This is a genomic window from Burkholderia arboris (assembly GCF_038723655.1).
Taxonomy (GTDB): domain Bacteria; phylum Pseudomonadota; class Gammaproteobacteria; order Burkholderiales; family Burkholderiaceae; genus Burkholderia; species Burkholderia arboris.
This window is the reverse complement of the sequence record NZ_CP109822.1, coordinates 2,187,667-2,212,558: the sequence shown is the minus strand read 5'-3', so window position 1 is coordinate 2,212,558 and position 24,892 is coordinate 2,187,667. Positions and strand designations below refer to the sequence as shown.

Annotated in this window: 27 protein-coding genes, 1 pseudogene and 1 riboswitch; of the genes and pseudogenes, 15 read left to right on the top strand and 13 right to left on the bottom strand. The window is 67.4% G+C overall.

Annotated features, from left to right (window positions below; all coding sequences use genetic code 11):
• The first annotated feature begins 14 nt into the window (after positions 1–14).
• The 3 genes from OHZ10_RS27220 to OHZ10_RS27210 all read left to right on the top strand — a co-directional run bounded on the left by OHZ10_RS27220 (position 15) and on the right by OHZ10_RS27210 (position 1,853).
• Entirely contained in the window at positions 15–959 is a 945-nt protein-coding gene (locus tag OHZ10_RS27220; RefSeq protein ID WP_342704927.1) for an electron transfer flavoprotein subunit alpha/FixB family protein, read from the top strand.
• Positions 960–961: 2 nt separating this feature from the next.
• Positions 962–1,489 carry a transferase hexapeptide repeat family protein gene (locus tag OHZ10_RS27215; protein WP_342704926.1) on the top strand — a complete coding sequence of 176 codons (528 nt, stop codon included), beginning with the start codon at positions 962–964 and terminating at the stop codon, positions 1,487–1,489.
• Between the two features lie 115 nt (positions 1,490–1,604).
• Positions 1,605–1,853 (top strand): hypothetical protein, encoded by a 249-nt coding sequence (locus OHZ10_RS27210; RefSeq protein ID WP_059240458.1) that lies wholly within the window; start codon positions 1,605–1,607, stop codon positions 1,851–1,853.
• A gap of 103 nt (positions 1,854–1,956) precedes the next feature.
• Here the strand turns inward: OHZ10_RS27210 and OHZ10_RS27205 are convergent, their stop codons facing one another.
• The 3 genes from OHZ10_RS27205 to OHZ10_RS27195 form a co-directional block, all read right to left on the bottom strand.
• Entirely contained in the window at positions 1,957–3,033 is a 1,077-nt protein-coding gene (locus OHZ10_RS27205; protein ID WP_404823569.1) for a porin, read from the bottom strand.
• Between the two features lie 155 nt (positions 3,034–3,188).
• Positions 3,189–3,899, bottom strand: coding sequence for a YczE/YyaS/YitT family protein (locus OHZ10_RS27200; protein WP_059240459.1), 711 nt, complete (start codon positions 3,897–3,899; stop codon positions 3,189–3,191).
• 185 nt (positions 3,900–4,084) lie between these two features.
• Complete coding sequence (locus OHZ10_RS27195; RefSeq protein WP_342704925.1) at positions 4,085–5,854, bottom strand: adenine deaminase C-terminal domain-containing protein; 1,770 nt, start codon at positions 5,852–5,854, stop codon at positions 4,085–4,087.
• A gap of 214 nt (positions 5,855–6,068) precedes the next feature.
• On the opposite strand from OHZ10_RS27195, the gene OHZ10_RS27190 reads away from it, so the two are divergent.
• The 5 genes and pseudogenes from OHZ10_RS27190 (at position 6,069) to OHZ10_RS27170 (ending at position 9,393) form a co-directional block, all read left to right on the top strand.
• The gene (locus tag OHZ10_RS27190) at positions 6,069–6,971 is read left to right on the top strand and encodes a LysR family transcriptional regulator (protein ID WP_059240461.1); all 903 of its coding nucleotides are present in this window, start codon (positions 6,069–6,071) and stop codon (positions 6,969–6,971) included.
• A 104-nt stretch (positions 6,972–7,075) separates the two neighbouring features.
• Entirely contained in the window at positions 7,076–7,375 is a 300-nt protein-coding gene (locus tag OHZ10_RS27185) for a hypothetical protein (RefSeq protein WP_059240462.1), read from the top strand.
• Between the two features lie 167 nt (positions 7,376–7,542).
• Positions 7,543–8,187, top strand: a complete 645-nt coding sequence (locus tag OHZ10_RS27180; protein ID WP_059240463.1) for a DUF1326 domain-containing protein — start codon at positions 7,543–7,545, stop codon at positions 8,185–8,187.
• Positions 8,184–8,975, top strand: coding sequence for a DUF2182 domain-containing protein (locus OHZ10_RS27175; RefSeq protein WP_174991140.1), 792 nt, complete (start codon positions 8,184–8,186; stop codon positions 8,973–8,975). The genes OHZ10_RS27180 and OHZ10_RS27175 overlap by 4 nt, the downstream gene beginning before the upstream one ends.
• A gap of 91 nt (positions 8,976–9,066) precedes the next feature.
• A pseudogene (locus OHZ10_RS27170) lies at positions 9,067–9,393 on the top strand (copper-binding protein).
• 9 nt (positions 9,394–9,402) lie between these two features.
• Here the strand turns inward: OHZ10_RS27170 and OHZ10_RS27165 are convergent.
• Positions 9,403–9,858 (bottom strand): cupin domain-containing protein, encoded by a 456-nt coding sequence (locus OHZ10_RS27165; protein WP_059240465.1) that lies wholly within the window; start codon positions 9,856–9,858, stop codon positions 9,403–9,405.
• A gap of 347 nt (positions 9,859–10,205) precedes the next feature.
• Between OHZ10_RS27165 and OHZ10_RS27160 the strand changes: the two genes are divergently transcribed.
• Complete coding sequence (locus tag OHZ10_RS27160; protein WP_342704923.1) at positions 10,206–11,543, top strand: collagen-like triple helix repeat-containing protein; 1,338 nt, start codon at positions 10,206–10,208, stop codon at positions 11,541–11,543.
• A 162-nt stretch (positions 11,544–11,705) separates the two neighbouring features.
• On the opposite strand, the gene OHZ10_RS27155 is transcribed toward OHZ10_RS27160, so the two are convergent.
• A complete protein-coding gene (locus OHZ10_RS27155; protein ID WP_174991136.1) occupies positions 11,706–12,167 on the bottom strand; it encodes an Lrp/AsnC family transcriptional regulator in 462 nt (153 codons plus the stop codon).
• Between the two features lie 116 nt (positions 12,168–12,283).
• Between OHZ10_RS27155 and OHZ10_RS27150 the strand changes: the two genes are divergently transcribed.
• A complete protein-coding gene (locus OHZ10_RS27150; RefSeq protein ID WP_256086338.1) occupies positions 12,284–12,922 on the top strand; it encodes a LysE family translocator in 639 nt (212 codons plus the stop codon).
• Between the two features lie 14 nt (positions 12,923–12,936).
• On the opposite strand, the gene OHZ10_RS27145 is transcribed toward OHZ10_RS27150, so the two are convergent.
• The 4 genes from OHZ10_RS27145 to OHZ10_RS27130 form a co-directional block, all read right to left on the bottom strand.
• Entirely contained in the window at positions 12,937–13,947 is a 1,011-nt protein-coding gene (locus OHZ10_RS27145; RefSeq protein WP_256086339.1) for an alpha/beta hydrolase, read from the bottom strand.
• A gap of 22 nt (positions 13,948–13,969) precedes the next feature.
• Entirely contained in the window at positions 13,970–14,542 is a 573-nt protein-coding gene (locus tag OHZ10_RS27140) for a TetR/AcrR family transcriptional regulator (RefSeq protein WP_059240471.1), read from the bottom strand.
• Positions 14,543–14,652: 110 nt separating this feature from the next.
• Positions 14,653–16,581 (bottom strand): TonB-dependent receptor domain-containing protein, encoded by a 1,929-nt coding sequence (locus tag OHZ10_RS27135; RefSeq protein WP_256086340.1) that lies wholly within the window; start codon positions 16,579–16,581, stop codon positions 14,653–14,655.
• A gap of 215 nt (positions 16,582–16,796) precedes the next feature.
• Positions 16,797–16,989, bottom strand: a riboswitch (cobalamin riboswitch).
• 89 nt (positions 16,990–17,078) lie between these two features.
• Entirely contained in the window at positions 17,079–18,137 is a 1,059-nt protein-coding gene (locus OHZ10_RS27130) for an AraC family transcriptional regulator (protein WP_256086341.1), read from the bottom strand.
• Positions 18,138–18,303: 166 nt separating this feature from the next.
• Between OHZ10_RS27130 and OHZ10_RS27125 the strand changes: the two genes are divergently transcribed.
• From OHZ10_RS27125 to OHZ10_RS27105, 5 genes are read left to right on the top strand one after another with little or no spacing between them, the layout of a single operon-like run.
• Positions 18,304–18,648, top strand: a complete 345-nt coding sequence (locus OHZ10_RS27125) for a hypothetical protein (protein ID WP_174992115.1) — start codon at positions 18,304–18,306, stop codon at positions 18,646–18,648.
• A complete protein-coding gene (locus OHZ10_RS27120) occupies positions 18,638–19,270 on the top strand; it encodes a Dabb family protein (RefSeq protein ID WP_256086342.1) in 633 nt (210 codons plus the stop codon). Before OHZ10_RS27125 ends, OHZ10_RS27120 begins: the two co-directional genes overlap by 11 nt.
• Before the next feature lie 44 nt (positions 19,271–19,314).
• Positions 19,315–20,307, top strand: coding sequence for an NADP-dependent oxidoreductase (locus OHZ10_RS27115; RefSeq protein WP_174992117.1), 993 nt, complete (start codon positions 19,315–19,317; stop codon positions 20,305–20,307).
• Positions 20,308–20,337: 30 nt separating this feature from the next.
• Positions 20,338–21,213, top strand: a complete 876-nt coding sequence (locus OHZ10_RS27110) for an SDR family NAD(P)-dependent oxidoreductase (protein ID WP_342704917.1) — start codon at positions 20,338–20,340, stop codon at positions 21,211–21,213.
• Positions 21,214–21,218: 5 nt separating this feature from the next.
• A complete protein-coding gene (locus OHZ10_RS27105) occupies positions 21,219–22,043 on the top strand; it encodes an SDR family NAD(P)-dependent oxidoreductase (protein WP_059240478.1) in 825 nt (274 codons plus the stop codon).
• Between the two features lie 42 nt (positions 22,044–22,085).
• Here OHZ10_RS27105 and OHZ10_RS27100 read toward each other — a convergent pair whose 3' ends face one another.
• The 4 genes from OHZ10_RS27100 to OHZ10_RS27085 form a co-directional block, all read right to left on the bottom strand.
• Entirely contained in the window at positions 22,086–22,334 is a 249-nt protein-coding gene (locus OHZ10_RS27100; RefSeq protein WP_059240479.1) for a hypothetical protein, read from the bottom strand.
• Positions 22,335–22,451: 117 nt separating this feature from the next.
• On the bottom strand, positions 22,452–23,426 hold the full coding sequence (locus OHZ10_RS27095) for a threo-3-hydroxy-L-aspartate ammonia-lyase (protein ID WP_342704916.1): 975 nt from the start codon (positions 23,424–23,426) through the stop codon (positions 22,452–22,454).
• A gap of 50 nt (positions 23,427–23,476) precedes the next feature.
• The gene (locus OHZ10_RS27090; RefSeq protein WP_059240481.1) at positions 23,477–24,115 is read right to left on the bottom strand and encodes a helix-turn-helix transcriptional regulator; all 639 of its coding nucleotides are present in this window, start codon (positions 24,113–24,115) and stop codon (positions 23,477–23,479) included.
• Positions 24,112–24,621, bottom strand: a complete 510-nt coding sequence (locus tag OHZ10_RS27085) for a YbaK/prolyl-tRNA synthetase associated domain-containing protein (RefSeq protein WP_059240482.1) — start codon at positions 24,619–24,621, stop codon at positions 24,112–24,114. The genes OHZ10_RS27090 and OHZ10_RS27085 overlap by 4 nt, the downstream gene beginning before the upstream one ends.
• Positions 24,622–24,892: the final 271 nt, after the last annotated feature.

Here is a 24,892-nt window from a genome sequence, read left to right as displayed (position 1 = left end):
GGGAACGCAACGAAATGACGATTCTGGTAATTGCCGAGCATGACAATGCATCGATCAGGGCCGCGACGCTGAATGCCGTGGCGGCAGCCCAGGCACTCGGCGCAGCGGGCGGCGGCGACGTGCATGTTCTGGTCGCTGGCCACGATGCGCAAGCGGCGGCAGACGCAGCGGCGAAGATCGCCGGTGTGTCGAAGGTGCTGCTGGCCGATGCGCCGCACCTGGCAGACGGTCTGGCCGAGAACGTCGAAGCGACGGTGATGAACGTCGCGAACGCGTACTCGCATGTCGTCGCGCCCGCGACCGCCTGCGGCAAGAACATCGCACCGCGTATCGCCGCGAAGCTGGATGTCGCACAGATCTCCGAGATCACGGCCGTCGTGTCGGCCGATACATTCGAACGCCCGATCTACGCGGGCAATGCGATTGCGACGGTGCAGTCGAGCGATCCGGTCAAGGTCATCACGGTGCGTGCGACGGGTTTCGATCCGGTGGCGGCCGAAGGCGGCAATGCGACGGTCGAGAAGATCGCGGCAGCGCCCGACGCAGGCCAGTCGCAGTTCGTGAGCCGTGAAGTGACGAAGCTGGACCGGCCGGAACTGACCAGTGCGAGCATCGTCGTGTCGGGCGGGCGCGGCCTCGGTAGCGGCGACAACTACACGAAGGTGCTCGAACCGCTGGCCGACAAGCTGCAGGCCGCACTCGGCGCATCGCGCGCGGCGGTCGACGCCGGCTACGTGCCGAACGACTACCAGGTCGGCCAGACCGGCAAGATCGTCGCGCCGCAACTGTACGTTGCGGTCGGCATCTCGGGCGCGATCCAGCATCTGGCAGGCATGAAGGATTCGAAGGTGATCGTCGCGATCAACAAGGATCCGGACGCGCCGATCTTCAGCGTGGCCGACTACGGCGTGGTCGGCGACCTGTTCACGCTCGTGCCGGAAGCGGTCGCGGCGCTCTGACGATGCCGCTGTTCGAATTCAACGGGATGCGGCCGCGCGTCGATCCGTCCGCGTATGTCGATCCGAGCGCGGTCGTGATCGGCGACGTGACGATCGGCGCGCGCTGCTACATCGGCCCGCATGCAAGCCTGCGCGGCGACTTCGGCGCGATCGTCGTCGAGGACGGCAGCAACGTGCAGGACGGCTGCGTGCTGCATGTCGGGATCGGCGAGACGTGCCGGCTCGGCGTGAACAGCCACATCGGCCACGGCGCGATCGTGCATGGCGCGACGCTCGAACCCGACACGATGATCGGGATGAACGCGGTGGTGATGGACGGTGCGACGATCGGCGCGACGACGATCGTCGCGGCCTGCGCGTTCGTGAAGGCCGGTTACGACGTGCCGCGCGGCGTGCTGCTCGCCGGCATGCCGGGGCGCGTCGTGCGGCGGCTGAGCGATGCGGAGATCGAAGCGAAGGCGAACGGTACGCGGATTTATCAGCAACTGGCGGCGGATTGCCTGAGGACGATCAGGTCGGTCGACGGTTGACCAAGACCGCACATCATTCGCGCGGGGCGGTCAATCGGGTCGATAACCGATCGATTGCATCGTGCATCGTCATTGGCTTAAGATCGGCGTGAGTCCATCCACGCGTTCAGCGCCCATGAAGAAGAGCATCAGCCTGCGGGTCGCCGTCATCGCGTCAGCCGTGGCCGTGTACAGCATCTACATGCACATTCAGCAACTGATCAGCGGCTGCATGTGGGTCAGGGGCTATCAGCGTTGCAGTTTCGAGAACAGCACGAACTTCGAAGGCTTGATGGATCTGGACCTGATGATCACCTGTTGCTGGGTCGCCGCGGCGGTGGTCGGCTGGATTTCCGTTGCGCAGGCCGCGAAGAAGCCGGGTTAGCCGCCGCGGAGCGAGTCGAACGCGATCGCTGTCAATCCGTGACAACGCGGATCGGCGCGGTGCAATCACGTGCTGCGCCGGCGGCGCCGTGCCACCGGAACCGTCAGAACCGCGTGCGGATCCCCGCGCCGTAGGTGCAACCGGCCGACAGGTTCGACACGCGATCGTACAGATACCCCGCATACACATCGGTGCGTTTCGACAGCGGATAGTCGTAGCTGACTGACGCCGTGCTGCGTGCCTGGTCGAGCGCACTGTTGTCGCGCGAATACGCATACGACGCCAGGATCCGGCCGATGCCGACCGGGATCGTGACGCCGCCCTGCAGCAGGTTCACGTGAAAGTTTCCGCCTGCCAGCGTGTTGCCGAGATACGTGTATTCGCCGAACAGCTTCACGACACGCAGGTCGTACGATGCGCCGATCTGTGCGGCCGTCTGGCTTCGCAAGCCCTTCAGCAGCTTGCCGAGATCGCCCGGTGCGGAACTGAAGTTCAGGTACTGGTAGACGGCGCCGATGGCCAGCGCGCCGCGCGTGAATTGCGCCTGCGCCGCGAATTTCTTCGCGCCGTTCTCGCCCGGCTGGTTGCCGGGCGCGTACATGGCCGCGCCGCTCAGCCCGCCGAAGTCAGGCGTCGAATACTGGACGGCGTTGCTCCACGACGTGCCGCCCGGTATGCCCTGGTCGGTCGGGAAGCCGGGGTAGGTGCCGAGGCTGGAATAGAGCTGCACGATCGTCGGCGAGAACGTGAACGACGCGTAGAACGGATTGAACTTCGCCGATTGCAGGTAGAGCAGGCTGCTCTGCCGCCCGAGCGCGAGCGCGCCATATGGCGAACCGATGCCGACATACGCGTTGCGGGAAAACGTCGGGTCGCCGTCGAACGAGCCGAACCGGCCATTCTGCGGGCGGAAGAAGCCTTCGATCGCGAAGACGGCCTTGTAGCCGCCGCCGAGATCCTCCTGGCCGCCGAATCCCCAGAACGACGTCGACAGCCCGCCGCCGCCCTGTTGCACGGCGCCCGGGTTGCCGGGCACGCGCTGGTAGCCGGCCCACGCGTCGACGATGCCGTACAGCTGCACGGTCGATTGCGCGTGCGCGTGTGTGCAGATCGCCAATGCGGCGACGGGGGCGGCCAGGCGAACCATCCGGTTCAGCGTGGCGATGCAAATGCGTTTGATCGGCATGATGGGTTCTCTTCACTCTTTCTGACGGCGAGCGGAAGCCGGCGCCGCGAACGAAGCGTCGGTGCCGGGATGCAAGGCGGGGAGCGGCGCGCAAGCCGCGCAGGAACCGGTGTGCGGCTGCGCCGCGGCACCGGGCGAAGCGAAGGGCGCTAGTGGGCGCGGTGCTCCAGCGAGCGGCGTTGCAGCGACGCCGTCATGCCCCTGGCCTTCCGGAACAGGAAGAAATAGAGCTTGATGTATTGCCCGACCAGGATCGCGTTCATGAACGTGCCTTCCCGGATGAATTCGGGCTTGCCGAGGAAGGCCAGACCGATCGCCGCGCTGACGAGCAGCAGTGTGCAGTCGAAGCTCGTCTTGATGTCGCCCCAGCGCCAGCCGGTGCGCTCGAAGATCGCGTTGACGAACATGTCGATCGGCATCAGCACGAGGTTCGCGCGGATCATCAGGAACAAGCCGAACGCCAGCAGCGCATCCGCGAACGCGAGCAGGCCCAGTTTCGGCAGGTAGTCCTGGAAGCCGATCGAGCGCGTCAGCATCAGGTTCAGGTCAAGGCAGCTGGCGAGCACGAAGGCCGGGATCAGCGACGCCAGGTGCCTGGCGCGGAAATCCTTGCGCAGCACCAGGAACGTGAGGAACAGCATGAACAGCTCGAGCATGAAGTTGTACGTGCCCTGGCTCAGCGGCCGGTAGACGAGCGTCATCGTCCGCGTCAGGCTGCTTTGCGGCGAGATCCCGATGCCGGCACGGATCGCGAAGCTGATGCCGAGCGTGAGGATGTAGATGCCGACGACATAGGTGATCCAGCGCCGGGTGAGGCTGCCGGTATCGATGACTTCCGCTTCCCTTGCATGGTGCGCCATGGTGGTCCCTTGGTGGTCTTCGTGTTGCCGCGCGTGTCGGGGCGCCGGGTGGCCGGCGGCGCGATGCGCTGTCGTGGGCGGGCACGCACGAAGGTAACCGGGCGAAAGTGCCGGTGCCATCCGCGCTTCCCATAGCCGGCGGGGCCCGTGGGCGCCCGCCGGTCGTCTCCTCCTGCAGGCCGGCGTCAGGCCATGAAGCCGAAGCGGTCGAGCGAGATGAACAGCGTCAGCAGCTTGTTCACCACGGGTTCGCCCTCATTGCGGTTGCCGAGCGCTTCGAGTGCCTGGTCGATCGAACGCGTCGCGCCGAGCAGGTCGGCGAGGTTCATGTTCGCCATCACGCCGTAGATGTCGAGCGGCAGCACGGCTTTCACCGCGCGGTCGTCGGTCACCACGCAGCCGCCCACGTACGAATCGACCTGCCGCAGGCAATGGCACATCTCGTCGCTGTCGCGGCCGACCGCGACGAAGTACGCCTTCGGCGCCGGCCAGAACGTCGCCACCGCGCCGCGCTCGATCGACACGCCCTTGAACAGCCCGTTGACCACGTGACGCTTGCCGTTCGCATAGCGCTGCACGACTGCGATGCGGTTGAGCGTGACGCCCGCCACCTCCGGCACGACCTTGCCGTCGCGGAACGGCACCCACACTTCCTGGAAGAACTTCTCGTGGCCGCGCCCGTACACGTCGAACAGGTAGACCTTCGCTTGCGTGCCGTCTTCGGAGACCTCGAGCGGCACGAGATCCAGTTGTGCGGGCGTCAGGTCGCCGAGGCCCGGCACCGGTTGCTTCACCATGCCCGAGTAGTCGACGTCGGCCTGCTTCAGCAGCTTGCGGTCGCGGGCGACCAGTTCACCGTCCTTGAACACGTAGCGCGGGTTGATCTGCGACAGGCTGTCGGTCAGCACGATATCGGCGAAGCGGCCCGGCGTCAGCGATCCGAAGCGGTTGTCCATCCGGAATGCGCGCGCCGTGTAGAGCGTCGCCATCTTGATCGCCTGGATCGGATCGATGCCCATCTCGGCGCACAGCGACACGATCCAGTCCATGTGGCCCTTGGTCAGCAGCCGGTCCACCGAGATGTTGTCCGCGCACAGCTGGAAGTTCTCGGATGGCCATTTCCGCTTCACGATCGCGCGCAGCATGATCTTGATCACCTCGGGGCTGCCGACGCCGAACTTGATCTGCGTCTGCAGCCCGTAGCGCACGCTTTTCTCGATGTCGTCTTCCTTCCACACGTCGTGGTTCGCGAACGCGCCGATCGCGGGCATGTAGTTCAGCATCATGTCCGACAGCGCGGTCACGCCCCAGTGCGTGTTCATGAAACCGCCTTTCGCGCGGCCCAGCGCCGATTTGCGGAAGTCGTCGTCGTTGCCCACGCTGTAGGTCAGATGCGCGAGTTCGCCGAGGCCGATCACCGGGTCCATCTTCAGCAGTGCGTCGGTCACGTCGACCGACGTCTTCTTGCCGGGCGCGAACGCGAACACGCGATACGGCAGGCGGTCGTGATCGCGGAACAACTGCTCGGTGGCCGGCACGGCCTCGGCACCGGCGGCGCTGACGAAATCGAGGCATTCGGAGAAGATCGTCGTCGTGCCGCACGGCACGATCGCCTCGGCGAACGCGGCCGGATGCGCGAGCTGCGCATCGAAGTGGATGTGCGCGTCGATCAGCCCGGGAATCGCGTAGAGGCCTTCGCCATCGAATACCTCGCGCACGCGGATCGCGGTTTCGTCGGGGTTCAGCGCGACGATGCGCTTGTCGTACACGAGGATCGAGCCCTGATAGACCGTCTCGCTGTGCACGTCGAGGATGTTCAGATTCTTCAGCAGGAGATCGGCTTCCTTCTTCCCGTTGAGAATGTCGAAAATCGCGCGCACCTGGTCGTAGTGGGCGGCCACCTGGTCGCGTTGTCCGGCGGTGCCGGCCGTTCTCTCGCTGACTGCTTGGTACATGACTTGTCTCGCTTTCATCGGTTGGTTTGAACCTGCTTTTGCGCCGCAGCAAACGCGGTCGCCGCAGCGTGCGCGTACCGGCCGGGCGGTGCCGTCGGCCCACGAACGCGACAGGACTCATGAAAACCGAATTCACCGTTTCTAAAAAGCAGCGTTTTTTGCGCGGAGCGTGCGCTTTTCGAGTACGCTTGGCCGACTCCAGGAGACCGGTGCCATGCTCCATTCACGATTGCTGCGCTACATCGACGAAGTCGCGCGGTGCGGCTCGATTCGCGCGGCCGGCGAAAAGCTTCACGTCGCGCCGTCCGCGATCAACAAGCACGTGCTGCTGCTCGAGGAGGAGATCGGCGAGCCGTTGTTCGAGCGCCTGCCGCGCGGGTTGCGGCTGACGCCGGCCGGCGAGATCCTGCTGGCCCACGTGCGCAGGACGATGTCGGAGTACCGGCAGGTCGAGGCCGAGATCCGCAATCTCAACACGCTGCAGAAGGGCGAGGCGATCGTCGCGACGGTGACCGGCCTGGCCAGCGGCATCGCGTCTACCGCGGCCGCGAATTTCTGCGCTCAGCATCCCCACGTCAGGATTTCGATTCGGGTGATGTCCGTGCGCGAGATCGCCGACGCGCTCGCCAGCGGCGAAGCCGATCTCGGCCTCGGCTTCAACCTGCCGCCGTCGCCGCAGCTCGAAAGCCTGTGGGAAATGGATACGAGCCTCGGCGCGGTGATGTCGCCGAAGCATGCGCTCGCGCGAATGGAATCGATTCCGCTCGCGTACTGCGCGTCGTATCCGCTGATCTTTGCCGATCGCGCGATGCTGATGCACGGCATCGTCGCCGATACGTTCGAGGAGGCGGGGATCGACGTCGAGCCGGCATTCCGCACCAATTCGATCGAGACGATGAAGCGGCTTGCTGCCGCGAGCGAAAGCATCGCGTTCCTGAGCAAATTCGACATCGCGGAGGAATACCGGCAGGAGAGCCTGACGTACCGGCCGATCCGCGATCGCGCGTTCAGCCGCAACGTGCTCGCGCTCGTGCGCCGCGAAAAGCACGGCCGGGGGCTGGCGAGCCTGCTGCTGGCCGAGGAGATCATGACGATCCTCGGCGAGATGAGTAGCTGAGCGGCTCGGCGCAGCGGGCTCGCGCACACCGGCAATCGTTGTGTTTTTCCCTTGCGTGCCGGGATAATGATCCGGCATCGCGCGCTGCGCGAGGGGAGACGCCCATGCAATTTCCGACGGGATCGGTGGTCGCGCTGAGTTCGGCCGCCGCGACGATGTTTTCGCTGGGCATGCTGTTTCTCGGCTACTGGGGTTGGCACGAGGCGCTGCCCTGGCGGTTCGGCGACTACGTCGTGATCTTACCCGCGCTCGCGGGCTTCGCGTGCCTCGCCAGCGTGCCGTTTCTCGCGACGTCGCCGATGAAAACGCCCGACGACGAATCGCGGATGTTCGTCGCGCGGCGCGTGTTTCTGTGTGGCGCGAGTTTGGTGTGGTGTGCGATCGTCGCGTCGCTGTTCGTGTGAGATCCGGGCGCCGGGACGATCGCCAGCGCCGCCTTGCGGGCATGCGTCGCAATGTCTTGCGTAAGGCCGGCACGCCGGGTTTTCACGCTGCCATCCGTGCTTTGATTTCCCCGATACCGTGCACTAGATTCGAAGCGTTCATGTATTGAAACGCGCGAGGTGGAGCCATGACGCCTTGGGAGATTCAGGGTACCGAAATGATCAGTTGTAATTGCTCGTACGGTTGCCCGTGCCAGTTCAATGCACTGCCGACCCACGGCAATTGCGAAGCGATGGGGGCGCTGTCGATCGACAGCGGTCACTACGGCGACGTGGTGCTCGACGGCGTCAGGATCGCGGTCGTGTTCCAGTGGCCGGGCGCCGTGCACGAAGGCCGGGGCAAGTGCCAGCCGATCGTCGACGAGCGCGCCAGTCCGGCGCAGCGCGACGCCGTGCTGAAGATCATGACCGGTCAGGATACCGATCCGTTCGCGACGATGTTCTCGGTGTATGCGTCGACGCTCGAGCATGCGTTCGATCCGATTTTCACGAAGATCGATTTCGACGTCGATGTCGATGCGCGGCGTGGACAGATTCACGTGGAAGGCGTGTTCGATGCCAGCGGCGAACCGATCCGCAACCCGGTGACGGGCGCCGAGCACCGCGTGCGGATCGACCTGCCGAACGGTTTCGAGTATGAGCTGGCCGAAATCGGTTCGGGCACGGGCCGCTCGCAAGGCAACATCGCGCTGAATCTCGACGGCACCTATGCGCAGTTCGCGCGGCTGCACCTGAACAACCACGGGCTGATCCGGCATCGCGTCGCGGCATGACCCCGTTCGACACCTGGCTCGGGCGGGAGCGCGTCATCACGCTGCTCGGCATGGCCGTGCTCGTCGGCATCTGCTGGTTCTACCTGTGGACGGGTGCGGGAACCGGCATGTCGGCGCTGGACATGACGACCGTCGCGCTCTTTCCGCATCGGCTCGCGGGCGGCATGGGCAGCATGGACCCGTCGCTGCCGACCGTGATCGTCATGTGGTGGGTGATGATGATCGCGATGATGACACCCGGCGCCGCGCCGCTCGTGATGCTGTACCGGCGTGTGCTGCGGCAGCGCGGCGGCGGGGAGGCGGGCTCGGCGTTGACGTCGGTGTCGCTGCTGGCCGGCTATCTGACGACATGGCTCGCGTTCTCGATCGGCGCGGCGTTGCTGCAGGCGATGTTGCAGCCGGCCGGGCTGATCTCCGCCATGATGCTGTGGTCGAAGAGCGCGGTCCTGTCCGCGATCGTGCTGGCGCTGGCCGGGCTCTATCAATTCTCGCCGCTGAAACGCGCGTGCCTGCGGCAATGCCGTGCGCCGGCCGCGTTCCTCGTCGCGCACTGGCGGCCGGGCGTGGCCGGCAGTTTTCTGCTCGGCGTGCGGCACGGCGTGGTTTGCGTGGGCTGCTGCTGGTTGCTGATGGCGTTGCTGTTCGTCGGTGGCGTGATGAACGTCGTGTGGATCGCCGCGTTGTCGCTGTTCGTGTTCGCGGAAAAAGTCCTGCCCGGCGGCGAACGCATCGGCCGCGTGCTGGGCGTCGTGCTGATCGCGTGGGCCGGTGTCACGTTGATCGTGTGACGCGCCGCGCCGGCGTACAGCGGAACGTGCCCGGCCCGATGGAAGGCTAGCGGTGCAGACGTGCTTTCAAGCCGTCGCCGCGCGGTGCGCGATGGTCTTCGTGGTGACACCGGTGTTCGCGGGCGGCGACATGTCCGGCACGAACATGGGCGATACGTCGATATCGGCGCCGGATGCGAAGCTGTCCAACGCCGAGGTCAAGGAGATCGACGCCGGGCGCGGGCGGGTGACGCTGAAGCACGGCACGCTCGACAACGTCGGGATGCCGCCGATGACGATGGCGTTCAAGGTCGGCGATGCGGGCATGATCCCGCCGCTGTAGGCGGGCGACAAGGTGAGGGTCCGGGTTGAAGACGTCAACGGCACGCTCACGATCGTAAAGCTCGTAAAGCTCGTAAAGCTCGTAAAGCGGCCGTGACGGGTGACGTCATGCGTCGTGATCCACGAACACCTTGTTGGCGCCCGCCTTGTACAACCGCTTGCCGAGATTCGGGTAGTCGCACACGTCGTGCTCCGGACGATCGCCGGCCACGATATAGACAAGCGGCGCGTCGCCGGTATTGCGCATCGTGTGCGCGGGGCCGCCGCGCGGAAATCCCATGAAATCTCCCGGGCCGACCGGGCAGGTCTGGCCGTCGATGGTGGCTTCGCCGCTTCCGGACAGCACGTAGACGCATTCTTCCCCGTACAGGTGCCGGTGATATTCGGTCGATTCGTGCCCCGGCATCAAGGTCATCAGATGGAAGCCCAGTTGCGTCAGCCCGGTCGCATCACCCAGAGATCGCTTCAGGCGCGCGGCATTCGCGTTCAACGGATGGACGGAATGTTCCGGTTCCATTGCGGTGATCTCGGCGGCGGTCAGGATTTCTCGCGGATTGTTCATCGTCTGTCTGGTCCGGGGATCGGGGCGCCGGTGGCGCCGATGGCGGGGATATCGGGGCAGGTATCGACGATAGCACCGTTGGGTGTGCGCGAAGGAGAGCGGCGACGTCGCGCCCGGTCATTTGTCGCGCGGTGCTACGTAACGCCGGATGCGTGTTACGCACGGTTTACCGGAACGTAAGGTGCGCGTGCGCCGATCGAGCGGGCGACGGTGCCGGGCGTCACCCGCGTGAGGCGCGGCGGGACGGCGCGATCCGATGCGATGGCCGGATCGTCAGAGATCCTGATGGCGATGGCACGGTAGATGCTTGCTGGAAGGATCGAGCAAAAAAACGGACGGGGATTTCCATGCACAATCATTTCATCAATGCAAATGTTGCGGTCGCGGCCATCGCTGCGGCGTGTGCGCTGGCGGCATGCGGCGGCGGCGACATCACGGCGCCGACGCTGCCGGGTAACAACATCGGGACGAGCACGAGCGGGACCAGTGGCACGAGCGGTAGCAGCGGCACAAGCAGTAGCGGCACGAGCGGTAGCAGTGGCACGAGCAGCAGCGGCACGAGCAGCAGCGGCACGAGCAGCAGTGGCACGAGCAGCAGCGGCACGAGCAGCAGCGGCACGAGCAGCAGCGGCACGAGCAGCAGCGGCACGAGCAGCAGCGGCACGAGCAGCAGCGGCACGAGCAGCAGCGGCACGAGCAGCAGTGGCACGAGCAGCAGTGGCACGAGCAGCAGTGGCACGAGCAGCAGTGGCACGAGCAGCAGTGGCACGAGCAGCAGTGGCACCAGCAGCAGCGGCACCAGCAGCAGCGGTTCGAGCAGCGGTACGCCGGGCACGAACGGCATCATCAGTTCCATCGGCGGCGTCGTCATGGCAGCGGGCACGACGATCAAAGGCGTGACGCCCCCCGTCGGCAAGGACGTGACGGCGGGGCTCGGCAACACGGTCATCGGCGCCGGCACGATCATTCGCGATACCTCCAATGCGGTGAGCAACGGGATCGGCCAGATCGGCATCGCGTCGAATCCGGTCGGCACGACCGTTGCCGGCCTCGGTTCCATCGTCGGTTCGACGAGTAACCCGGTCACCGGCCTGAGCCAGGCCGTGAAGGCGCTCGGCACCGGGCCGCTCGCGCCGCTGGCGCCCGTCACGGCGCCGGTCGGCGGCCTGCTCGACACGGTGGCCGGCGGTCTCCAGGCGGGTGGCGCAACACTCGGCGCGACCCTGTCGTCGGGCCCGGTGCAACAGACTACGCAGGCGATCAGCAACGCGATCACGCCACTCGTCACGACCACCGGCCAGCTTACGCAGCAGGTCGGCACGGCGACGGGCCTCGGACAGCCGGTTGCCGGCCTGCTCGGGCAAGTCGGTGCAGCGATCACGTCGGCAGGCGTCAAGGTGACGTCCGCGTCGTCGCAGCCGATCGTCGGCGCCCTCGGACAGGTCGCTTTCGCGGTCGGCAACACGGTGACCAATGCAGGCGGTCTCGTGAGTCCGAAAGGCGCGAACGGCGGCGTGCCGGTTTCCGGTCTGGTGACCAGCGTCGTCGGCGGCATACCGGCGACCGTGGTGAACGGGCCCGGGGCCGGTACGGCGTCGGGCGGCGCGGGCAATCCGCTCGCACCCGTTACGTCGCTGGTGGGCGGCCTGCTCGGTGGCGTGACCGGCGGCGTCGCCGGCAAGTAACCGGCAGGTAACCGGCAAGTAACCGGCAAGTAACCGGCAAGTAACCGGCGCGTGCCGATCGTCCCGGGCACGTCGGATGGCCGGCCGCCGGCCGGAGATCGGCCGGTCATCGCCACTCGCGACGGTCGCGACGAGGCCGGCCGTACCGTGTCGATCGACAGGTCAGGCGCGGGTGCCGTCGACCTTCGACGGCGGCCGTGCCAGCCCGCGCACCGGCACGGGCGTTGACATGACGATCGACGTGCGCGTTTCGCCGTACAGGTTGATGCGCTCGATCAGTTGTTCGAGATGGGTCATGCTGGTTGCGACGAACCGCATCACGTACGAATCCGCGCCCGTCACGTGACGGCATTCGACGACTTCGGGAATCGACTCCAGCAGCTTGAGGAATTTCGCCTTGGCCGGCTGCGGCACCGTGATGCCGATCAGCGCGCTCACCGGGTAGCCGGCCGCGGCCGGATTGATCCGGGCCGTGTAACCCTCGACGACGCCGGACGCCTCGAGGCGCTTCACGCGCTCCGTCACCGCCGGCACCGACAGGTGAACCTGACGCGCGAGTTCCGTATAGCTGATGCGGCCGTTCGCTTGCAACAGTGCCAGTACCTTCCAGTCCAGATCATCCATCGCGGCGGGATTTTTTAAGGTGGAGCCCCCATTTTTCCTTAAAAACCGCATTCAGCGATGACCGGACTTTCCCTACGATGCCTGTTCAACCCGCGGGATGTCGCAAGGAGCAGGCAATGTTGTTCATCAAGTCCGTCGTGATGGGGCTGTCGATCGCGGTGCCGGTCGGCCCGATCGGCATGCTGTGCATTCAGCGCAGCCTGAGCCGCGGCTTTCAGGCGGGGTTCGCGACGGGCATCGGCGCCGCGTGTGCCGATGCGATCTACGGGTTGCTCGGTGCGCTCGGCATCGCGGGTATCGTCACCGCATTCCCGATGCTGACCGTCGGCCTGAAAATTGGCGGCGGCGCGTTCCTCGTGTGGCTCGCGTGGACGATCGGGCGTCAGGCGCCGGCCGCGTCGGCGGTGCAACGCGACCTGCCGCGCACGACCGTCCTGCGCGATTTCCTGACGACGTTCGGCCTCACGCTGTCGAACCCGATGACGATCGTGTCGTTCATCGGGATTTTCGCGGCGCTCGGCCCGCTGCAGGCTGCGCGGGAAGGCGCGATGTGGCCGGCCGTGGCGTGGATGGTCGCCGGCGTGTTCATCGGTTCCGCCACGTGGTGGCTGTGCCTGAGCAGCGCGACTGCGGCGCTGCGCACGAAGCTGTCGTTCGCGTTCATGCACGGGTTGTCGCGCGTGTCGGCCGCCGTCATCGCGGTATTCGGCGCGATCCAGCTGGTCGCGGGTGTGCGCGGCCTGCTCGGGTCCTGACGCGGGGCGCCGTTCTAGCGAGTGCTTGCGGCAGGCAGCGCCGGCAAATGCGCATGCACGAAGCGCGCGATCTCCTGGCTCAGCTCGATGTCCTCCGGCGCACCCATGAACCCGCCGTGCGGCATCCCTTCGAACACGTGCAGCTCGGTGGGCACCTGCGCGCGCCGCAACGCGCGATGCAGGCGCACGGCGTTCGACAGGAACAGGTCGCGCGTGCCGCTCTGGATGAACGTCGGCGGGAAGCCGGCGGCGAAATCGCCGAACAGCGGCGACAGGTACGGATGCGCGAGATCGGCGCCGTTCGCGTACAACAGGTTGTTCGGCATCAGCGACGCGGGCAGCACGACATCGACGAGCCGGTTGGTCTCGAAGCTGTCGCCGGATTCGGTCAGGTCGGCTTCCGGCGACAGCAGCACCAGCGCGGCCGGCAGCGGCAAGCCTTCGTCGCGGGCGCGCAGCACCATCGCGGCTGCGAGATTGCCGCCGGCCGAGCGGCCGCCGATCACGACGTTTTCCGGCGCGTGGCGCGCCAGCACGTGCGCATAGGTCGCGATGCAATCGTCGAGTGCGGCCGGATACGGATGGCCGGGCGGCATGCGGTAGTCGACGCCGTAGCAGCGCATGCCGAGCCGGTCGGCCTGCATTTGCGCGCCGGCGCGGCACGCGGCGCCGCCGCCGACGATCAGTGCGCCGCCGTGCAGGTCGATGTAGGCGCATGCATCGGACACCGGCGCTTCGGGCGTCGCGACATGCACGTCCGCGTGGCCGGCGCGGATCGTCTCGACGCTCGAACGCAGATACCCGGCGAGCTTCTCGACGGCGGCCGCGTAGTGCTCATCGGCGGCCGCCTTCACGCGCATCCACGCGTCGCGATCGTCCAGCGCCGGCATCACGTGCAGCGCATTCAGCGGCACGCCGTCGTTGCCGACGAGTCGTTGCAACGCGCTTCGCGCTTCGTCGCTGATCGATGCCGGGAAAGGCACGACACGGCTCGCCAGTACGACGCCGTCAGGTTTGTCTTTCATCGCTTGAATTCCAGCCGGCGCGTCATGCGGCCGAAGGCCAGTGGCGCAGCATCACGTCGAGCGCATCGAGGCTGCGCGACCACGACGCATCGGAATCCGGCGCGCTGTGCGAGAAGCCGCCGGCGCCTTCGAGCGTCACGTAGCCCATGAAGAAGCCGCCGAGCAGGCGGATCGCATGGGCCTGCTCGGCATCCGGCAGGTCGTAGCTGCGCAGTACGGCCGAGGTCATCCTCACGAGCCGGCCGCCCGCGCTCCCGGCGGCGCGCTCGGCGCTCACCGGATGGCGCGCGGCCGCAAAGCGGCCGGGATGCGCGCGTGCATAGTCGCGATAGACGTTCGCGAGCGCGGCCAGCGCGTCCTTGCCGGTGCGGCCGGCCAGTGCGTCGGTCGCGCGATCGGCGAGCTCCTGCAGCGCGAACAGCGCGATCCGGCTCTTCAGGTCGTCGAAACTCGGGATATGGGAATACAGGCTGGCCAGCTTGACGTCGAAATGCCGCGCGAGCGCTGCGCCGGTGAGCTGTTCGAAGCCGGTTTCATCGGCGAGCTGCGCGCCGGCTTCGACGAGCTTGTCCACGGTAATGCCGGCACGTGCCATGGCGGATGCTATGCAGGTTAGTCAAAAACCTAATTCTATTAGGTTTTGCTGCGATGTCAATTTCCCGTGCGTGCCGGCGCCCGCGACGCAGGCGCCGAGGCGACGCGCCGTCAGAACGTGTAGCTGACCTTGCCGAACGCAGTCCGCCCGAGCGTGTTGTAGCCGTACGCGGTCATGTATTGCCGGTCGAACAGGTTCGACAGCGTGGCCGACACCGTCAGGTGCGAATTGATCCGGTACGACGCGCGCAGGTTCACGGTCAGGTACGACGGCAGGTACGTCGTGTTGACCGGATCGTCGAAGGTCGTCCCGCCGTAGTTCAGCGACGCCCCCGTGCTGAGCGCGTGCAGGTGCAGTTCGTCCCACGTGTGGTCCACGTTCAGGCTGACCGTCTGGCGCGGCCGGCGGTTGAGCCAGCTGTCATGGGTCTCGTCCTGCGGATTCAGGAGGCCGATCGCGACGCTCACCGGCGTGTAGCGGCCGATCGTCCCCTTGTACGACAGGTCGATCCCGCGGATATGCGCGCGGCCGATGTTCATCGGCGAATACGTCGCCGGGTTGTACGCGATCAGGTTGCTGACGCGCGTGTCGTAGATCGCGGCGGTGAACGTGCCGTACGACGTGTTCGCGTCGAGCGCGGCCTCGACCGACGTGCTGCGTTCCGGGCTGAGGTTCGGATTGCCGTAGCCGGGGTAGTACAGGTCGTTGAAACTCGGCAGGCGGAACGCATTGCCGTACGACACGCGCGCCGTATAGACCGGCGTGATCGCCCACGACAGCGCGGCATTGCCGGTGTTCACGCCTTGCCCGGCGATGATCTCGCGACGCCCCGCGAGGAACAGCGTCACGCTGCCGAGCGTGGCCGACTGATGCAGCGAGAACGCGGAGTCGTTGCGCGTCGGTATGCCGCCGGGCGCGTCGATCGGCAGGGACGCCTGTTCGCGCGTGAAGTCGTACCCGAGCTTGCTCTCGCCCGATAGCGGCAGGCCGAACAGGTGGAACCCGCGCTCCTGATGGGTCAGGGAGGTCGACGTGCTGATGCGCTGCGAATTGATCTGGTCGGTCGGGATGGCCGGATCGCTCGCGTAGAGGAATTGGCGATCGTTCGCATAACCGAACGACTGGTCGAACTGCGTATCGGGCGTGATGTCGAGATGGAACGCGAGACCGGTCGTCAGCTGGTGATCGAGCTGGCGGTTCGGATAGCCGCTGTTGTCGTAGGACAGGTCGGAACGGTGATACAGCGCGAACGTCGAGACCGACCAGTTGTCGCGCGCGTAACCGAGGCGCGCATCGAGATCCTGCGCGTGATACGGATTGCGGCCGTCCTCGTGATACGGCAAGACCGGCCGCGTCGAATCGATGCCGGCCGTGTTGTACGTGTGCAGGCCGAGCGAGTAGGTGAGCCCGCCGAGCGCGGCGAGCGGCCCGGTCGACGGCACTGTGCCCGACGTGCGCAACTGCGTGTCGAACGTCTTGTTCGACCCACCGCCGAACGACACGGTGGTCTGGTTCGGCTGGCTCGACGAGCGGCGCGTGAACAGCTGCACGACACCGCCCATCGCGTTGGCGCCGAACGACGCGGCGGCCGGGCCCGAGATCACTTCGACCCGTTCGAACGCTTCCGTCGGCAGGTCGGCCCACGGCGCGATGCCGGTGGTGGGCGAGCCGATGCGGATGCCGTCGATGAACACGGCGACCTGGCTCGCCGACGAGCCGCGGATGCTGACCGATGCGGACGAACCGGGGCCGCCGTTCTGCGAAACGGTCACGCCGGGCAGCGTCGCAAGCGCCTGAGTGATGCTCGGGTCGCTCGGCGAAAGCCGGTCGAGGTCGGTTCGCGTGAGGACCTGGGTCGTCGCATAGCGCCCGTCGAACGATTCGGGCAGGCGACGCGTGTCGGTCACGCTGATCGTCGGCAGGTCGACGCTTTCCGCCGGCTGGGGCGGCTGCTGGAGCGCGGTGTCGCCGGCGGCATGGGCGATCGGGGCGAGCAGCGCGGTGGCGGCGGACGTGGCGAGCAGGTGGCGAATGTTCATGAGACAGCGGGAGAAGGCGTGTTGCGCGTACGGCGGTCGCGAGCGAAGGGCGGGCAGGTTGTGCATGCCGACGGCGTGTCGGTGCGACGCTTCCGGCTGGGAAGCGGATTCGGGAACGAAGGGCATCTGACGGATCCTGAGGTCGGGTCGTCCATGCAACGGGCGACCGCCAACGGCGGTGCTTGCGCATCGGGACACCCCGCCCGGTGCGGCTGCTGGACCTCGGGTCGATGGCAGGTCTCCTGGCTCGCGGGTCGTCATCCGTGCAGGCCTTCCCGGTTTCCCAGTGGCATGCAGTGGCACGGATTCGCCGCTCACAGTTGCGGGGGCAGCCGCAGTTTCGAGGCGTTGCCCCTCCTGCGTTCCCTTTTGATCCCGTCTCCGGGAACCATCAGCGCGCAAGGGTAATGGCGTGCGCTCGGGCGCGTCAATTGCCGCGCCGCGCGGGGATGCGAAAAAACGTCATTACCCGGCAACTGCTTTCCGAATCCTTTCGCTTATGCGCCGGTGTCGTGTTTTTCGTCTGAAGAATCGGGGTGATCGGGCGCCCAGCGCTCGCGCCGGAACCGGCTCGGCGCGACGCCGGTCCAGCGCACGAACGCGCGCCGGAATGCTTCTTCGCCGCCGAAGCCGAGATACGCGGCCACGCGCGTAATCGGCCAGTCCGTCTCGTGCAGGCATCGCCGTGCCGCATCGGCCAGGCATTGTTCGCGCAGCACGTGATAGCCGCTGTCTTCCGCCGCGAGCCGCCGCCGTAACGTCGCGTCGCTGACGCCGAGCCACGCGGCCAGTTCCGCGAGCGCCGGCAGCGCCTGTTCGCGCGCGAGCGCCGCATCGAGAAAACCGCGCACCTGCTGCGCCCATGACACGACGGCCGGCGCCGCATCGATCAGACGAAACGGAAAGTCGACGAGAAACGCGTCGAGCTCGCCCGGCTGCCGGATCACGCGGCAATCGAGCCGCGTCGCGTCGAACGCGAAGCCGTAGGTTTTCCGGCCGACGTCGACCGGCGCGTTGAACAGCCCGAGCAGCGGCACCGCGTCGTCGCGGCGCGGATGGCCGAGCCACACGCCAGTGGGCCGCAGCGGTTGCCCGATCAGCCAGCCGAACAGCTGCAGATAGCAGAACAGGCCGGTCAAGTCGACGAGGCATGCGGCCGGGCTGCGCGTACGACGCAGCGAGTCCATCCGGAACGTCGCGTGGCCGTCGCGCACCGCGAGCGACAGCACGCCGGCGCGCGGCGTCAGCATCTCGCAGAAGTCGCGCGCGCAGCGGATCGCGTCGGCGAGCGTCGCACAGCTCAGCAGGCAGCGGCACATCAGGTCGACTTCCTGCTTGCGCATCGGCGGATGGCCGTTGCCGCGCGCGACCTGCGCCTCGAGCCGCACGATCGCGTCGCGGTACAGCGCGACGAAGCCGCCCGGCGTCGTCGCCGCTTGCTGCGGTTGCGCCGTGCGGTCGGCCGGCGGCGCGCCGCTGCGCGTGAGTTCGCTCAGCAGGCGCGCGTCGAGACCCGGCAGCACGCGTCCGCTCGCCGGCAATACACGCTGTTTCATGAGTCTCCCGATCTGATCGCTGCGACAGGGGCCGGTGAGCGAGCCGGTAGGGGTTCTTGAGCTGCGCCCACGCAAGAATGCTATCCACGCCGGCCGCCTTCGGCCTCGCCGGAACGGCGTAGGCCGGCCAGCCATCCCGACCCGAACGACCACGGACGATACGCGAATGATCCAGATCGTAGACGAAATCACGCTCGCGCCCGAGCGCATTCCCGACGTGCTCGCGCTGCTGCGCGACCGCTATCTGCCGGGCCATGCGGCACGCGGATTGACGGCGGCCGGCCGCTGGGTGTCGCCGCCCGTCGCGGTGCCGGGGCAGCCGAGCACGCTGTGGCTGACGTGGCAGGTCGACGATGCGTATTCCTATTACCGGATGCGCGCGATGACCGATGGCGACGTGGTGGCGTTCTGGATGGCGGTCGACGGGCTGTGCGATGCGCGCCGCCGCCATGTGATGACGGACGCGGACACGCCGCTGCCCGCGCTGACGGAGGCCGACCATGCGGCATGACACCGCGCAGGTATTCGTTTTGACGGATCACGCTGCAAAAGCGATCGAGCACGCATTGCGCGAGGCCGCGCAGGCGTTGCCGGGCGCGAAACGCGTGACGCTCGCGCGCAATCTGGAAGGCTGCTGGGGCGCGGGCGACTACACGCTCGATGTGCTGCGCGAGGAACGATCCGCCGATTCCGCAGCCGATTTCGCCGCACTGGCGCAACTGCCCGGCATTGCGCGCCTCGACGGCGCGGCGTGCCGCGCGATCGGCGGCGGCCTGCGCGAACCCGCGTTACGCGACGGCGTGTGGCGCACGCTGATGTTGCGGGTACGCCCGCAGGCAAGCGAAGCACAGGTTGCCTCGCTCGAGCACGAACTGCTGCACATGCCCGCGTTCATGCCAGGCATCCGCAACTGGCGCCTGAACCGGATCGAAACCCCCGGCGCCTGGACGCACGTGTGGCAACAGGAATTCGCGCAGGTCGACGATCTGCTCGGCGAGTACCTGCTGCATCCGTATCACTGGGGCTGGGTCGACCGCCGGTTCGATGCCGAAAGCCCCGACTGGACGGTCGATGCGATCTCGCATGCGTTCTGTCCGCTCGCGTCGAGCCTGCTGGCCGACACGGCGGCGTGAAGCGCCGCGCACACCCAACCGACAACACCACTGGAGACACGAAGATGCGAGCGCTTCTGATCGACCGCGTCGGTCATTCCGACGCCTTCCGGCTGGCCGACGTGCCGGCGCCGAAACCGGGCCCCGGCGACGTGCTGATCCGCGTCGCGTACGCGGGCGTCAATCCCGCCGACTGGAAATGCCGCGAAGGCTTTCTCGGCGCGTTCATGCAGTACACGTTCCCGTTCGTGATCGGTTTCGATGCGGCGGGAATCGTCGAAGCGGTCGGCGACGGCGTCGCCGGGTTCGAACCCGGCATGCGCGTGTTCGCGCAGACCGACGTTGGCGCGGGGCGCTGGGGTGCGTATGCGGAATACGTCGCGGTGCGCCACGACTCGGTCGTGCGCTTGCCCGACGCGGTGAGTCTTGCGGAAGCGGCCGCGACGCCGACCCCCGCGCTGGCCGCGTGGGCCGGCCTGTTCGACGACGGCGGGCTGCGTGCCGGACAAACCGTGCTGGTGCATGGCGGCGCGGGTGCGGTCGGCACGTTCGCGGTCCAGCTGGCGGCGCAGGCCGGCGCGCGGGTCGCGGCAACGTGTTCGGCGCGCAACCGCGACACGGTCGAATCGCTGGGCGCAGAGATCGCCATCGACTATCGCGCCGGGAACATCGACGCCGCCATCCGCACGTGGGCGCCCGGCGGCATCGACCTCGTGCTTGACGCGGTCGGCGGCGGCACGCTGCCCGATGCGCTCGACCTGCTCGCACCGGGCGGCACGCTCGTGAACATCATGACGCTCGCGGCCGGCGACGCCGAACGGTTGGCCGCGACCGGCGCCGAAGCCGCGCGCCGCGGGCTGCAGGTCGCGCTGACCTACAGCCGGATGCCGAGCGGCGCCACGCTCGCGTCGATCGCGGAACGGCTCGGCCGGCGCGCGTTGCGCGTGCCGCGCTTCGACAGTTTCCCGCTCGAACAGGCGGCCCGCGCACTCGATCTCGTTCAAACGGGCGAGGCGAAAACCAAGTTCGTGCTGCACGTTGCGGATATCGCGGGCTGAACAACACGCATCGAAATGACTGGAGACATCATGACCGACACCCCATCCCGGATCCTCGCGGGCAAGTGCGCGCTCGTGACGGGCGCGAGCCGCGGCATCGGCCGCGCGATCGCGCAGCGCCTCGCATCCGAAGGCGCGACCGTCGTCGTGACGGCGCGCAGCCTCACGCAATCGGCCAGCACCGCCGGCACGCTCGCCGAAACGGTTGCGCTGATCGAACAGGCCGGCGGCCGTGCGATCGCGCTTGCGGGCGACCTGTCGGACGCGGCCGAGCGCGACGCGCTCGTCGGGCGCGCGGCGCAGGCCGCCGGCGGCCTCGACATCCTCGTGAACAACGCGGGCGTGGCCGACTACGCGTGCGTCGACGCGATGCCGATGACGATGTTCGACACGACGATCGAGCACTATCTGCGCATCCCGTTCGCGCTGGCGCAGGCCGCCATCCCGTTGATGCGCGCGCGCGGCGCGGGCTGGATCGTCAACGTCGGCTCGGTGACGGCGCTGCCGCCGCTGCGGCCGTTCGACGATTTTTCGCGCGCGGGCGGCGCGACCGTCTATGCGGCGGTGAAGGCCGCGCTGTCGCGCTTCACGCAGGGGCTCGCGGCCGAACTCGAAGCCGACGGCATCGCGGTGAACCTCGTCGCGCCGAGCACCGCGATCCGCACGCCGGGCGCGGCCCGCTACATCCCCGAAGGCTATCCGACCGAGGACGTCGCGTATCTCGCCGAAACCGCCCTCGCGCTGTGCAGCCTGCCGGCGCGCGAACGCACGGGCCTCGTCACGCACAGCCTGCATTTCCCGCTCGCGCAGCAACTCGCGGTGCGTTCGCTCGACGGCCGCACATCGTTGCCGCCACCGGTGATTCCCGAGTATGCGCATCCCCTCATCGACCCCACAGGACGCTGACTGACATGACGAATTCGATTTGCTTCGACGGCGGCACCGCCGTGATCACCGGCGCGGCCAGCGGCATCGGCAGCGGGCTGGCGCGCCATGCCGCGGCGCTCGGCATGCGCGTCGTGCTGGCCGATCTCGACCCGGCGAAACTCGACGCGTTCGCCGCGACGCTCGATACCGACGTCCTGTGCGTGCCGACCGACGTGAGCCGGCCGGAAGCGGTCGACGCGCTGGCCGAAGCCGCATGGCGGCGCTTCGGCGGCGTCGACCTGCTGTTCAACAACGCGGGCGTGATGGCGACCGGCTTCAGCTGGGAAATCACGCCGGAACGCTTCGAGCGCAGCTTCGCGATCAACGTGCACGGCGTGCTGAACGGGATCCGCAGCTTCGTGCCGCGGATGCTCGAGCGCAACGTGCCGGCGCGGGTCGTGAACACCGCATCGGTCGGCGGCTTCCTGCCGAGCCCGCTGATGTCGCCGTATTCGGCAACGAAATTCGCGGTGGTCGCGCTGACGGAATCGCTGTACGGCGAACTGAAGATGCTCGGCGCGCCGGTCGGCGTGTCGCTGCTCGCGCCGGGCCCCGTGCAGTCGGGCATCTTCAACGATCCGTTCGGCGCCGCGCACGACCGGCCCGAGGTGCAGGGTTTCGTCGACACGATGCGCTCGATGCTGAACGCACACGGACTCACGCCCGACGCGTTCGCCGAGCGGGTGTTCGACGGCATCCGCGCAGGGCGCTACTGGCTGATTCCGCAACCGGAGACGATCGACGGCGCGCTGCAGCGGCGCACCGACGACATCCTCGCCGCACGCGATCCGTCGCTGCCGTCGTTCTGAACGCCGGCGGCCGGGCGCGGCAGCGGCGCCCGGCGCGCGCCGTCACATGTGCGTGCCGGCGTGCGTGCGGCCGCCCGGGTCGCCGCCGCGATCGGGCGGCGTATTGTTCTGATCGATCTTCGCGAGCACGAAGCCGGCGGGCGGCAGCGCGCCGGGCGAACGGTGCGTGACCTGCGCGACGACATCGCGCGAAGCGGTGGCGGGGGAACCGGGCGACGTCATGCCCGGTTGAGCGAGCGCCGAAAGGGATGCGGCCGCCAGGGTGGCGGCGACGATCGCGTGCGTGTTCATGGTGGCTCCTTCACGACTGACTGCGGGACAACCTAATCAGTCTAGGGCGCGAAACTTAACGCGTCGTGAAGGCGCATCGGCGCACGGATGACAGGATATTCATGTGCGCCGCCTGCGTCATGCCGGTGCCGACACCAGCGCGCAGAAGTTCTCGAGATCGACGTTGCCGCCGCTGATCACCACGCCGACGCGCTTGCCCTGCAGCGCGTCCTTCATCCGCCGCACGGCGGCGAACGACAGGCAGCCGGTCGGCTCGACGACAATCTTCATACGGGTGGCGAAGAAGCGCATGCAGTCGACCAGTTCCGCGTCGGTCGCGGTCAGGATGTCGTCGACGTCGCGGCGGATGATCGGGAACGTCAGGTTGCCGAGGTACTGCGTCTGCGCGCCGTCGGCGATCGTGCGCGGCGTGTCGATCCGGACGATCGCGCCGGAGCGGAACGACTGCTGGCCGTCGTTGCCGGCTTCGGGCTCGACGCCGTACAGCGTCGCGTGCGGCGACAGCGCGCGCGTGGACAGCGCGGTGCCCGACAGCAGCCCGCCGCCGCCGAGCGGCGCGAACACCGCGTCGAGCGGGCCGACTTCGTCGAACAGTTCCTTGGCTGCCGTGCCCTGGCCGGCGATCACATCCGCGTGGTCGTAGGGCGGGATCAGCGTGAGTCCGTGCTTTTCCGCGAGGTCGCGGCCGATCTGCTCGCGATCCTCGGTATAGCGGTCGTAGGTCACGACGTTGCCGCCATAGCCGCGCGTCGCAGTCATCTTCGCGGCCGGCGCGTCCTGCGGCATCACGATCGTCGCGGGAATGCCGAGGATGCGAGCCGACAGCGCGATCGCCTGCGCGTGATTGCCTGACGAGAACGCGACGACGCCGTGGCGGCGCTGTTCCGCGTTGAAGCGCGACAGCGCGTTGAATGCGCCGCGGAACTTGAATGCGCCCATGCGCTGCAGGTTCTCGCACTTGAAGAACACCTGCGCGCCGAGCGCTTCGTCGACCGTCCGCGACGTCATCACCGGTGTGCGGTGCGCATGGCCTTCGAGCCGGGCCGCGGCGGCGGCGACGTCGTCGTACGTGGGGAGAGTCGGAGAGTTCATGGTTGCTCGAGGTCGGAAAGGTCAGTCAACTGGAAAGCCGCGCGCCGGCATCACTTCGCATCGTTGTAGACGGTCGCGCGCGAGACGCCGAGATGCTGCGACACGATTTCCATCGCGCGGCGCACCTCGAGGAAGCCGTCGGCCTTCAGCGTCTGCATCAGCTCGCGGCGCTGGTCGGTCTTCAGCTCGCGCGGCGTCGTCGCGAGGCGCGTCGCAAACGTGTCGATACGCTGCCGGATCGCGTCCGCGCCGGCCGGGTCGAGCGTGTCGACGACCGTCTCGCCGTCGGTGCGGCAGAACTGGTTCAGCATGCCCTGGAAGCCGCGGAACAACGTGACGTCGGCATTCAGGCACAGAGCGGCCACGTAGCGCCCGGTCGAATCCTTGATGCCGATCGACGTGCTTTTCGCGGTGCGGCCGTCGGCGAAGCGGTTCGGGTAGTTCGCGAGCACCTGCGGGAAATCGTCATCGGCGATGCGGGCGAGGCCGAGCTCGGTCGCGGGATCGCCGACCGCGCGTCCGGACAGGTTGTTGTGGATCGCGAGAATCGCGTGCTCGGGCGTGCGCAGGTCGTGCACGACGACCTCGGTGAACGGCGCGAACATCTCGCCGAGCCCTTCGGCGATGTGCTGCACCTGCTCGATCAGCGACGCCTGTTCCGTCAGCGGCGGTTTGCGGTTCGTGCTCATGCGTTGTCCTGGTCCGTCGATTCCGGCCGCGTGATGTCGGCCAGCAGCGGGCGCGCGATCCGCACGTAGTCGGCCGAGTCGAGCACGACCGAGCGGTCGAGGCGGCCCGCGTTGAACGCGATCTCGGCGTTGCGCTCGACCAGCGCGGGATCGACGACGAGCGTCACGTTCGCGTCGAACGCGAACGGCGGCACGGCGCCCATCACGCAGCGCGTGACGGCGGCCGCGACATCGGGCGACGCGAGCGTCGCCTTGCGGCGGCCGACCGCATCGGCAACCTTGCGGAAGTCGATCTTCAAATGGCCCGGGATCACGGCGAGCGCGGCGGTGTCGCCGCCGTCCTTGAACGTGCAGAGCATCGCCTTCGCACCTTGTTCGGGGCGCGTGCCGCGGATTGCGGCGATCACGTCGGATTTGCCTTCCGCCGGATGTTCCAGCACGCGGAAGCGCGCACCGGACGTATTCAGCAGATCGCACAGCGTGTCGAAAACGGGAGTGTCGTTCATGTCGCTCCGGGCAGGGGGGGCGCATCGCGGCGCACGTGGCGCGAGCCTGCCGGCTCGCTGTCGATGGATTGTCCAAGTATAGACGTTTTGTCATGCGATGTGGCGAATGCAGGCGCCGCCGCGCCCGGCCTTTCTCCAACTGCGAAAGGTCTTTTCACATTGCGAAATGCGCGCGGAATTCCCGTCGCGTCTCCTTTTCGCCGCTTGAAAACTTGTTTTGCATCGCAAAATCGATCGGCTATCTCATTGAAAAACAAGGAAAATTTATATC

What these genes read in the sequence shown, in the direction of transcription:
- OHZ10_RS27085 (WP_059240482.1), bottom strand. Translation starts at nt 24,621, where the DNA reads ATGAACGACACTCCCGTTTTCGACACGCTGTGCGATCTGCTGAATACG.
- OHZ10_RS27195 (WP_342704925.1), bottom strand. Translation starts at nt 5,854, where the DNA reads ATGTACCAAGCAGTCAGCGAGAGAACGGCCGGCACCGCCGGACAACGC.
- OHZ10_RS27150 (WP_256086338.1), top strand. Translation starts at nt 12,284, where the DNA reads ATGTTGTTCATCAAGTCCGTCGTGATGGGGCTGTCGATCGCGGTGCCG.
- OHZ10_RS27210 (WP_059240458.1), top strand. Translation starts at nt 1,605, where the DNA reads ATGAAGAAGAGCATCAGCCTGCGGGTCGCCGTCATCGCGTCAGCCGTG.
- OHZ10_RS27110 (WP_342704917.1), top strand. Translation starts at nt 20,338, where the DNA reads ATGACCGACACCCCATCCCGGATCCTCGCGGGCAAGTGCGCGCTCGTG.
- OHZ10_RS27180 (WP_059240463.1), top strand. Translation starts at nt 7,543, where the DNA reads ATGACGCCTTGGGAGATTCAGGGTACCGAAATGATCAGTTGTAATTGC.
- OHZ10_RS27215 (WP_342704926.1), top strand. Translation starts at nt 962, where the DNA reads ATGCCGCTGTTCGAATTCAACGGGATGCGGCCGCGCGTCGATCCGTCC.
- OHZ10_RS27190 (WP_059240461.1), top strand. Translation starts at nt 6,069, where the DNA reads ATGCTCCATTCACGATTGCTGCGCTACATCGACGAAGTCGCGCGGTGC.
- OHZ10_RS27095 (WP_342704916.1), bottom strand. Translation starts at nt 23,426, where the DNA reads ATGAACTCTCCGACTCTCCCCACGTACGACGACGTCGCCGCCGCCGCG.
- OHZ10_RS27155 (WP_174991136.1), bottom strand. Translation starts at nt 12,167, where the DNA reads ATGGATGATCTGGACTGGAAGGTACTGGCACTGTTGCAAGCGAACGGC.
- OHZ10_RS27120 (WP_256086342.1), top strand. Translation starts at nt 18,638, where the DNA reads ATGCGGCATGACACCGCGCAGGTATTCGTTTTGACGGATCACGCTGCA.
- OHZ10_RS27220 (WP_342704927.1), top strand. Translation starts at nt 15, where the DNA reads ATGACGATTCTGGTAATTGCCGAGCATGACAATGCATCGATCAGGGCC.
- OHZ10_RS27090 (WP_059240481.1), bottom strand. Translation starts at nt 24,115, where the DNA reads ATGAGCACGAACCGCAAACCGCCGCTGACGGAACAGGCGTCGCTGATC.
- OHZ10_RS27115 (WP_174992117.1), top strand. Translation starts at nt 19,315, where the DNA reads ATGCGAGCGCTTCTGATCGACCGCGTCGGTCATTCCGACGCCTTCCGG.
- OHZ10_RS27105 (WP_059240478.1), top strand. Translation starts at nt 21,219, where the DNA reads ATGACGAATTCGATTTGCTTCGACGGCGGCACCGCCGTGATCACCGGC.
- OHZ10_RS27175 (WP_174991140.1), top strand. Translation starts at nt 8,184, where the DNA reads ATGACCCCGTTCGACACCTGGCTCGGGCGGGAGCGCGTCATCACGCTG.
- OHZ10_RS27135 (WP_256086340.1), bottom strand. Translation starts at nt 16,581, where the DNA reads ATGAACATTCGCCACCTGCTCGCCACGTCCGCCGCCACCGCGCTGCTC.
- OHZ10_RS27160 (WP_342704923.1), top strand. Translation starts at nt 10,206, where the DNA reads ATGCACAATCATTTCATCAATGCAAATGTTGCGGTCGCGGCCATCGCT.
- OHZ10_RS27140 (WP_059240471.1), bottom strand. Translation starts at nt 14,542, where the DNA reads ATGGCACGTGCCGGCATTACCGTGGACAAGCTCGTCGAAGCCGGCGCG.
- OHZ10_RS27165 (WP_059240465.1), bottom strand. Translation starts at nt 9,858, where the DNA reads ATGAACAATCCGCGAGAAATCCTGACCGCCGCCGAGATCACCGCAATG.
- OHZ10_RS27200 (WP_059240459.1), bottom strand. Translation starts at nt 3,899, where the DNA reads ATGGCGCACCATGCAAGGGAAGCGGAAGTCATCGATACCGGCAGCCTC.
- OHZ10_RS27185 (WP_059240462.1), top strand. Translation starts at nt 7,076, where the DNA reads ATGCAATTTCCGACGGGATCGGTGGTCGCGCTGAGTTCGGCCGCCGCG.
- OHZ10_RS27125 (WP_174992115.1), top strand. Translation starts at nt 18,304, where the DNA reads ATGATCCAGATCGTAGACGAAATCACGCTCGCGCCCGAGCGCATTCCC.
- OHZ10_RS27145 (WP_256086339.1), bottom strand. Translation starts at nt 13,947, where the DNA reads ATGAAAGACAAACCTGACGGCGTCGTACTGGCGAGCCGTGTCGTGCCT.
- OHZ10_RS27100 (WP_059240479.1), bottom strand. Translation starts at nt 22,334, where the DNA reads ATGAACACGCACGCGATCGTCGCCGCCACCCTGGCGGCCGCATCCCTT.
- OHZ10_RS27130 (WP_256086341.1), bottom strand. Translation starts at nt 18,137, where the DNA reads ATGAAACAGCGTGTATTGCCGGCGAGCGGACGCGTGCTGCCGGGTCTC.